Source organism: Nitrosomonas supralitoralis (genome assembly GCF_003011925.2).
Taxonomy (GTDB): domain Bacteria; phylum Pseudomonadota; class Gammaproteobacteria; order Burkholderiales; family Nitrosomonadaceae; genus Nitrosomonas; species Nitrosomonas supralitoralis.
Genome location: NZ_PXXU01000143.1, coordinates 1 through 1,641, shown reverse-complemented (window position 1 = coordinate 1,641; position 1,641 = coordinate 1). Strand labels below are relative to the sequence as shown.

Genomic DNA, 1,641 nt, shown 5'->3' with positions numbered 1-1,641 from the left:
CACGGTTTTTGCCACGACCAAGGGAGATGGCATCTATCGATCATTAGATCAGGGAAATACCTGGGAGCTTTTTAATACCGGCCTTTTCAATCTAAGAGTCAATAAATTAACTATTGCAAAGCTGGGAAATAATGACTATGTGCTTTTCTTGAATACATTGAACGGTCAACTTTACCGACGTTCCAAAACAGACGCAGCTTGGACTAGAGTGCAAAATACATCTGCGGGCATACAGCGGGTTGCGGTATCGTCCAGTTTTACGACTGACCAGACAGCTATTTCAGTGAGCAAAAATGGAACCCTGCAGAAATCCACCGATGGAGGTTTTACCTGGAGCAGTCTCGGAAACCCGACCGGTTCAACCGTGTACGATATTGCAATTTCGGGAGGAAACCCTAAGGAGGTATTTCTAGCCACTGACAATGGAATTTTTTACAGCAATAACACGGGCACCACATTTACCAGCAAGCCAGCCAATCTGCCATTGGAAGCCATCAATAATGTGTCGCTTTCTCCAAACTATCTAGTTGATCGTACAGTTTTCTGTACCAGCTTAACAAATGCTGTATACAAATCAATCAATGGCGGCAACAGCTGGACGCTCCATGTCTCCGGGGCCAAAGTTACCGGACAAACAAATCCAGTCAATGAATTCAGCGAACTGCAGGTATCAAACACATTTCTGATCGATCAGGCAGTTTTTCTCTCTGCGTATGATGGCTTTTTCATCTCGAAAGATGGCGGCATCACTTGGAGCCAAAAACAAACTCGCAAAAATCTGCTCACAGCTTTAGCCTTGTCGCCAAATTTCATCGATGATCAAAGCGTGATTGCAGCAACATACTTCGGCGGAGGCTTATATCTCTCTTCCGATCGTGGTACAACCTGGACCATCGATAGAACCGGTTGGCCAGTTCCAAAAAGTATAGATCTTCCAATGAGCGCTTTCGATGTTGATTTTGCCAAGAATCAGGCCGGCCCGCCTACGCTGGTTGCCACACGCAATACCACACATATTGGATTTTCCAATGACCTCGGACAAAACTGGACTGTAAAAGCTATTCCAAAAATACCTGAAATATCGCCCTTTTCCGTCTATATCAATTCATTTGTTTTGTCACCCACGTTTGAGAGCGACCGGGAGATCTATGTTGGCACAAGGTCACACGGCGTTCTTCAAACACTTAATGGCGGAACTAGTTGGCGCTGGCTACGGGGCGTTCCCACGACATCGCATATTGTACACTTGGCTATTTCCCCTAACTATGCAAATGACCGGACTGCCTTTGCCGCAACTCGCTCCGGGCAGATTTGGCGTACAACGAATGGTGGCAACAGCTGGTTGCAGTCCCAAAGATTCGATTCAATCACGCTGACACTGCGTGGTCTGCCGGGACAACAACATTTATCAATTGCCGTCTCTCCTCAGTTTGCCACGGACAGAATGGTCTTCGTCGGCACAAGCAATGGTTTATATCGATCAAAGAATGGAGGCAATTGGTGGGCTACGATGACTCAAAAAGATATAGGTCCGGGGACCGCCATCCAGCAAGTTGAGTTTTCCCCTAATTTTGCTAATGACAGCCTTATCTTTGTCATCGTTCATGGAAAGGGTTTGTATCGAATTACTCTGAATAATAA

General features: G+C 46.0%; 1 protein-coding gene. It reads left to right on the top strand.

All coding sequences use genetic code 11. The features are described 5' to 3' along the window. A partial coding sequence (locus C7H79_RS18195; protein ID WP_106708415.1) for a WD40/YVTN/BNR-like repeat-containing protein occupies positions 1 to 1,641 on the top strand: 1,641 nt, incomplete at both ends.